General features: G+C 41.1%; 6 protein-coding genes and 1 pseudogene. 5 read left to right on the forward strand and 2 right to left on the reverse strand.

The features are described from left to right. Positions 1-144: 144 nt before the first annotated feature. Together viaA and ACED60_RS01765 are read right to left on the reverse strand one after the other, a co-directional pair. Positions 145-1590 (reverse strand): ATPase RavA stimulator ViaA, encoded by a 1446-nt coding sequence (viaA, locus tag ACED60_RS01760; protein WP_009845428.1) that lies wholly within the window; start codon positions 1588-1590, stop codon positions 145-147. Positions 1591-1602: 12 nt separating this feature from the next. Next, a complete protein-coding gene (locus tag ACED60_RS01765; protein WP_012600558.1) occupies positions 1603-3258 on the reverse strand; it encodes an ATPase RavA domain-containing protein in 1656 nt (551 codons plus the stop codon). Between the two features lie 287 nt (positions 3259-3545). Between ACED60_RS01765 and ACED60_RS01770 the strand changes: the two genes are divergently transcribed. From ACED60_RS01770 to ACED60_RS01790, 5 genes and pseudogenes are all read left to right on the forward strand, one after another. Beyond that, complete coding sequence (locus ACED60_RS01770) at positions 3546-4061, forward strand: NUDIX hydrolase (protein WP_009845430.1); 516 nt, start codon at positions 3546-3548, stop codon at positions 4059-4061. Positions 4062-4101: 40 nt separating this feature from the next. Continuing rightward, positions 4102-5106 carry a low-specificity L-threonine aldolase gene (ltaE, locus tag ACED60_RS01775; RefSeq protein ID WP_371726778.1) on the forward strand — a complete coding sequence of 335 codons (1005 nt, stop codon included), beginning with the start codon at positions 4102-4104 and terminating at the stop codon, positions 5104-5106. 744 nt (positions 5107-5850) lie between these two features. Continuing rightward, complete coding sequence (locus tag ACED60_RS01780; protein WP_012600556.1) at positions 5851-6375, forward strand: hypothetical protein; 525 nt, start codon at positions 5851-5853, stop codon at positions 6373-6375. Between the two features lie 116 nt (positions 6376-6491). Then, entirely contained in the window at positions 6492-6950 is a 459-nt protein-coding gene (locus ACED60_RS01785) for a hypothetical protein (protein WP_371726786.1), read from the forward strand. Positions 6951-7064: 114 nt separating this feature from the next. After that, a pseudogene (locus ACED60_RS01790) lies at positions 7065-7445 on the forward strand (molecular chaperone); the annotation flags it as partial. Positions 7446-7500 lie beyond the last annotated feature (55 nt).

A 7500-nucleotide genomic window follows, 5' to 3' on the forward strand; every position in this document is an offset into this window, starting at 1 on the left:
CTACTTTACGGATTGGGTGAAGATAGTCAAACAAAAATGTGAATTTAAATTCTGTTTGCTGACATTTAAATCAAATTGCTGCATGTTCGATCTCTTCAATCAAAAAACACACAGCAAAAACGATTTAAATAAGATGTTCTACCGCTACCACTTCTTCATGAAGCGGCCAACGAGGCTTGGATGGTAAGCCCAACAATGGTCAAACATCGTCATAAGTTGTGGGTTGCCATATTTCGAAAGACTAACCGCATGAAAACGGTTTTTGTGCTCTTTCAATTTTTCAACCTGAGCAATCATTTCATCAGACTGCTTAGGAGCAATAAAGTCAGAAAGCACGATCAAATCTGCGTTCTTGTATTTGTCACCCGTCATCAAATCAATCGACTTCATCAGAACAGGTTCTAAATCTGTACCGCCATGGAATGAGTAGCTTAAAAAGTCACTCGCTTCACGCAGGCCATCTTGCCTTGTTAACTCATAGGTGATCTGCTCAGAAGAGAACAGAATCACGTAACAGTCTCTCTCTTCCGCAAGAGCGATTTGCATCAAAGCATAAGCCATTGCTTTAGCTGACTGCTCAGGGAAACCACTCATAGAGCCCGAAGCGTCGACACAGACGATAAACGGGCCCTTTTCAATATCGATATTCTTGCTATCAGGCTTTTGCGCTTTCACTTTACGTAATGTCCGTGATTTACCTTGCGAACGATAGCTCAATAAACGCTTGTCGGCCAAGTGCTTATAAAAGATAACCTCAAGTTCAGGGTAAGCGAGAAACATGGTTTCGTTTGGCAGCATCTTGTTGAGATCATCACTTTCATGAATCCCAACAATATCATCGACTGCTTCATCGCTTTTCTCTTCAACCATCTGTAGTTCTTCTACAGGGGCTTTGTGTAGCGAAGGGTCATCTTCCTCACCAGCCATACGGCCTAGCTTTTCTGCGATCTCTTGCAAACCCTTGTGCTTATTCAGAAACTCAGCGTGGCGCTTCATGATGGTTAGGTCTGTTTTGCTTAATTTGGCCGATGCCATGTCCCACAAACGCCCTACACTGCCTTCATCGCCCGACTCTGTCACTTTGTCCATGTTTTTCATGGTTTCCATGCGCTGATAAAGATCAGCTAAGACTTTTTCTTTGCTTGTTTCGAGTTCGGTGACTTGAGCTTGTTTGATGGCATCTGACAGCGATTGGTACCATTGATCACAAAAGTAATGTGGAAACATCGCGTTATAAACACCTTTATTGTTTTCCATCAAACGTCTTGCTTGTAGATAAAATGCTGAGTGCCACTCCAGCTTCTTAATAACGCGATCAATCTCGTCAAAAAACTGAGATTCATCCCAGTAAATCACTTCTTGGTAAAGTGCGATTTCCTCTTGGAAACGGTCGGTTTCACACACTTTAGTGACGCGTTTTTTTACTTTACCGCGCCATTTAACTAAGTGGTTTTTGACTGATGTTTTCACACCTTTATTCTCAGCAGCCATCATCACTTGAGAACGAGCGATAAGATCATTCATCGCGGTATCAATGATACCAGAGTCAGCCACCATCAAAGCGAGGTTTAAGCCGTCAGCTCCTAACATATGCTCCCCCTCTTACTCAAAGTACTGACTCATGAACTTAATGCGTTGCGCGATCTTGCTACTCTTCACTTTTGTCGTTTCAAGCTCTTGTGTTACCGCCTGTAAGCTTGATTCCATCGCTTTCGGTAAATCAGGGTCAATATAGTTATGCGGTAATGCGTCATGGAATTCAGTGCGTACTCTTTTTAACTTGAATTCAGCTGCAGTTAACTGTTCTAGGGCTTTCTCAGCGCCGTTCAACCACTTGTTATACAGTTCTTGATCTAAACCGTCAGTAGTCACCACACTCACCAATACAGAACGATTAGCAATATCTTTGATCACTAATTGATTCGATGCATCCAAGTCGAGCTTTAAGCGGCATAGATTTTTGTTTTCGTTTACGTAACCATAAATGTCGCCATGACCTTCTTTTAGAACGCGGTCAAAATCATCTTTGGCTACATACACCCAACGACTATCGCCTTTCTCAGATTCAGACACCGACATATTGCTTTGCAGCATAACCAATTTAATAAGATTGTATGCGCTACCGACGCTGTACATTTTCGCGTTCTTGATATCATGTTGGTAAACGTCTTTACGTCGTAAGCCACTGGTTGACTCCACTGAGAGCGACACCGACAGAGTCGATTCAACATCATCTTGAATCTCTTCTAGCTCTTCACGAGACATTTCAATTTGAGATTTCGACTCTTGCTGATCAAACGCTCGGTTCAACGCAAAATCTTTTACAACGCTACGAACCACATCGCGAGATTCAGGGCTATGCCACAAACAATCTTGAAGAAGCATAATATCGAGCGGGTTAACGCTATCACGGCCACTGAAAAATGCGCTCGCTTTCAATAGTTTAACCGCTTTCTTCCAGCGTCTGTCCGAAACATACAAATCCGACTCTGACGCTGAGCCTTGCTTCTTAACCGTGTCTTCAAGCATGGTTTTTAGCTCAAATAACTTGTTAAACGAATTATCCGTCAACTCCAGATTATCGAGTTCTTTCTGCCATTGATGATATTCAATGTCTGTAATCGCTAACCCTTTTGGAATGACGGCTTCTTGAGAAGTACCTGTCGTTAGCATCGATTTGAAGTTTTGTTTGTTTTGAATACGGTTGACGAACACGCGAACTAACATTCGGTCATAAAGTGCTTCTAGTCCACTGTCTTCGTCAGGAAGTTCATTAGACGCTGAAACCAACAAGCGCATAGGCACACGCTCAATGTCTGCGCCGTTTTTAAATGTCTTTTCGTTAACCACAGTCAGTAACGTATTGAGAATGGCAGGGCCTGCTTTCCAGATCTCATCAAGGAATACAACTTGCGCGGTTGGTAGGTAGCCTTCGGTCAGCCTTACGTAACGACCGTTGTCTTTTAATTCTTGAATGCTTAGTGGGCCGAACACTTCCTCAGGAGTAGAGAAACGTGTCATCAAATATTCGAAGTAGCTACTGTTGTCAAAAGCCTGGATGAGGCGTTTAGCGATAAGGCTTTTTGCGATACCCGGAGGGCCCAATAGGAACACACTTTCGCCAGCCAGAGCCGCCAGTAAACAAAGCTTAATGGTGTCTTCTCTTTCATAAACGCCATCAGAGAGAGCATGCGCTAATTTATTGATTCTTTCAGAGAGTAGCGCCTTGTCAGCATGTGAGGAAATAGAAGGGTTCATGCGTTACTCCGAAAATCTTTGAACAGTTGAGAGTGTAGATACGTTTTTATACATTTGTTAGCACTTTGTTACAAGTATCTTTTATTATTGAGTTGCCTTTATATCAGATGGTTAAGCTGCAATTTTCGCGCAATCATAGATTCCAATTATGAGAGTAGCATCACGAATGGTGTGAAACTAAATCTATTGTTAACCCTAATTTTTCTTTTATTTTCGACACCATAGACGTTATGGTGGTACACGTCTTCAGTTATAAGAAAAATTGGCAAGGAAAGTGGCCAGATTGCATGAGTAAAGTTATCCATCAATGGAAAAGTATTTCTCTTATAGAAGAGAACGTGACGCTCCCTACGAACGTCGTGGTAAAACATACAACAATAAACCACCCCGGCGCGGCCGTTATTCTTCCTATCACTTCGTCTGGAAAAATCATCCTCATTAACCAGTTTCGTCCTTCTCTTAAAAAATGGCTTTTGGAACTCCCTGCTGGCACGATGGAAATTGATGAGACACCTCTTCAATGTGCACAACGCGAACTCGAAGAAGAAACGGGTTACAGTGCAACTTATTTCCAGAGCTTGGGACAAGTTACCCCTTTAGCTGGCTTCTGTGATGAGATCCAACACTTGTTCATCGCAAAAGACTTAAGCCTTACTACCCGCTTTGAATGTGATGAAGATGAAGTAATAGAGGTTATCGAACTTAGCTTGGAAGAACTGCAACATAAAATTCGCAACGATCAAATTACCGATACCAAAACCATCGCTTGTTTAAGCAAAGCCCAACTATGTGGCCATCTATAGCCAATTATATGACTACCTAATAGTACTCTAGGAGATAAACATGGACTTTCGTTCTGACACCGTAACTAAACCTTCGCAAGCTATGCGTGATGTAATGGCAAATGCAGAAGTAGGCGATGATGTATATGGCGATGACCCAACCGTCAACGAACTGGAACAATGGGCTGCAAATGAAACCGGTTTTGAAGCGGCTATGTTCACTTCTTCCGGCACACAGGCCAACCTACTGGGTTTAATGGCGCACTGTGAGCGTGGTGACGAATACCTTTGTGGCCAACAAGCGCACAACTACAAATACGAAGCTGGCGGCGCTACAGTATTAGGCTCGATTCAACCTCAGCCAATCGAGAACAACCCTGACGGCACGTTAGATTTTAAAAAGCTTGCTGCTGCGATTAAGCCAGACGACAGCCACTTTGCTCGTACTAAGCTTCTTAGTTTAGAAAACACAATCAATGGTAAAGTGCTGCCAGTCTCTTACCTAGCGGAAGCGCGTGAGTTCGTAAACCAATACGGCCTGCAAATGCACTTAGATGGCGCGCGTGTCTATAACGCGGCGGCTGCACTAGATGTTCACATTAAAGAGATCGCACAACACTTCGATTCGATGACAATTTGTTTATCAAAAGGTTTGGGTGCTCCGATTGGCTCTCTACTTCTTGGTAGCAAAGCGTACATCGCTAAAGCTCGTCGATTGCGTAAAATGGTCGGTGGTGGTATGCGTCAGGCTGGTATTCTTGCTGCAGCAGGTAAAATGGTGCTCACGGAGAACGTGGCTCAACTTAAAGTAGACCATGAAAACGCAAAAAAACTAGCGATTGGTCTAAGCAAGTTAGAAGGTTTCTCAGTTAACCCTGATTTCATTCAGACTAATATTGTGTTTGCGAAGTTAGATCAGTCGATTGATATTAACCGTATCGCACGGGAGTTAGGAGAGCAAGGCATTACAATGTCACCAGGTAACCCTGTACGTTTTGTTACTCATAGAGATATCAGTTCAAAAGACATCGCGACTTTCCTAACTAAGTTGGAAAGTGCGCTTTAACGCTGAACAAGATTCGCATTAAAGCAATTAAGACTAGAGCTTCCCTTACGAAGCTTTAGTCTTTTAAAATAATCATTCACCTCACCTATACCGACTAATCTGCCTAATAGACTCAACTAAATTAACTGCAACAGAACGCAATCTTGTTTTGGCCTATGTGAATACCTTCTATGTATTAAACCTGCGTTTAAGTATTAAATTATCGTTAAATTTCGATTTTCATTTGTGAGATTAAATTTTTCATGCACGATAAAATCAAATAATTTAATCGTAATAATTTAATTTTTACTTGCCACGCGTACGGTATTTAAGAATAAAACACACCAATTCTAAAAAAACATCGTAAGAGGCTAATTTAAATAGAAATTACCAACTAATATAGATAGCCACTTTTCAATATTACAATTAAAAATCGTCACATTCAAATTATAAACCAGTGAATAAAACTAAAAATAAAATATTCCTGGAAGAATAATCCATCGAAAAATTCACTAAAAATAACGCCGTAGACCATAGTTCTAATTTTATCAATTAATAAAAATCCACTCGTAAATTTAACTGTGGGTCAAAAACTGCCTATCTAATTGAAAACAAAATTATTATCTAAAAATGTACTATTTATACCTTACCTTAAACTCATACTAAAACTCATACTTCGTCTAAATAATAAACTTTTTTTACTACTTCACCATTTTTTAAAGCACTTATAGTTTTGAAAGTTAAGCAACAGGTTACATTCAATCAATGAGAGGTGAAATGATGATTAGAGCATTCGTATTTATTCACAAATTCATCGTCTCAACGTTAATTTTTAGTCTGTCACTTTCATTCTACACCAGTGCTAACACCTTAACGTTAGGAATTAATGGCCAGATCAAAGACCGATGCGAAATAAATTTCTTTTCTGGCAATGTCATGAAGTTTACGGAACGCCGTGATGTGCAACTATTGCCTTTTAATATGTATTGTAACCGTCCGTTGGGTATAACGATTAATTCAAAATATGGAGGCTTAAAATATCAACACCAAGGGGTTGATATTATTGAAACTTATAATCTGTCATTACAAATAGACGAGCTTCGTCTTTATGAAAGTAGGCACAGCAGCCAACTTACTTCACCAGTAATGATAAACAGTTCTGGTGTTATTCCTTTCTCTCAACAGGGGAGCCTTAGGGTAGCACTCGAAAATAGCTTGCGTTTCGCGGGTTATTATCAAGACGTTATTGAGATCGAAGTTTACCCTTCGATTCATAGCGTGACCAAGTAAAAGCTCTGCAATGTATCTGCAGAACAACATACGCTCAGCAGTATTCGAGCCAATCATTTAAGATAAAGGAATTTCTAATGAAAAAGCTGTGACTCTACGCAGCAACAGTCACAGCTATTTTTGGTGCTCAAGTTCAAGCCGCTCCTGGTGATGTCCAGCTAGTTGGTTTTGTTTCACCTGTATGTGAAGTTACTGGTCTTTCAACACAACTGATGGACTTTGGTAATGTATCTCAAATTCAAAACCTTTCTGTTAGTGGCCTTAACATGAAGTGTAATGACGTCGATGGTGCAACTGTAACACTGACGAGTGCTGAGGGTGGTCTAGAGTCCGATGATAGCGAAGACTACGCTCTTACATACGAAGCAACATTTAACCCTTCAGGCTTAGCTCCTTTCACGCTTAATGCGCCAGGAGGCCCAGGCCTAAATGACGTTTCAATCAGTAACTCTTATGGTGGTTCAGGAGTATTGGCGACTGGTGTTGCCGCGTCCATTGATATTGTGACAACAGAAACCTCCCCATGGGCAGGTGGTTATTCAGATACGTTAACCGTAAATATCACCTCAAATTAGAGGTTGAATAAGTCGGGGGCTATTATTTGGCCTCCGACTTCATCTAAGCCTTTGTTGTATTAAAACTTAACCTCAGTTGTATTACGACTCTAGTTTAATTTGGAGCTCATCGCGATGTATAAATGGATCATGCATAAATGGACTGTTCTCTTATTATTGTCACTCACTTGTTTGTCAGCTCATGCGTTCAAAGTAGAGCCGATGTCTATGGAGATGACGCCACTTGGTAAAAGAGCTCAAATGACAATGAGGGTTGAGAATTCGTCTACCGAACCACTCACAGTCGAACTGTCTCCAGTATTTATGACTATGAATGAATACGGAAAAGAGACCACGACGCCTGCAGATGACGAGCTATTAGTGATTCCAGTAACTGCAATTATAGAGCCTGGACGTTCGCAATCTATTATGGTCCGATATTTAGGCGATCCGTCCATTACAGAGTCAAAAGCTTTTCGTATTGCGGTTAAGCAAGTGAAAGTTCAAAGAGCAAGTGGCTTTGTTGCGTAATTCAATGGAACTAAATCCAGAACCTACGATCTGATCTGCT

Source organism: Vibrio sp. 1F279 (assembly GCF_041439815.1).
Classification (GTDB): Bacteria; Pseudomonadota; Gammaproteobacteria; order Enterobacterales; family Vibrionaceae; genus Vibrio; species Vibrio tasmaniensis_A.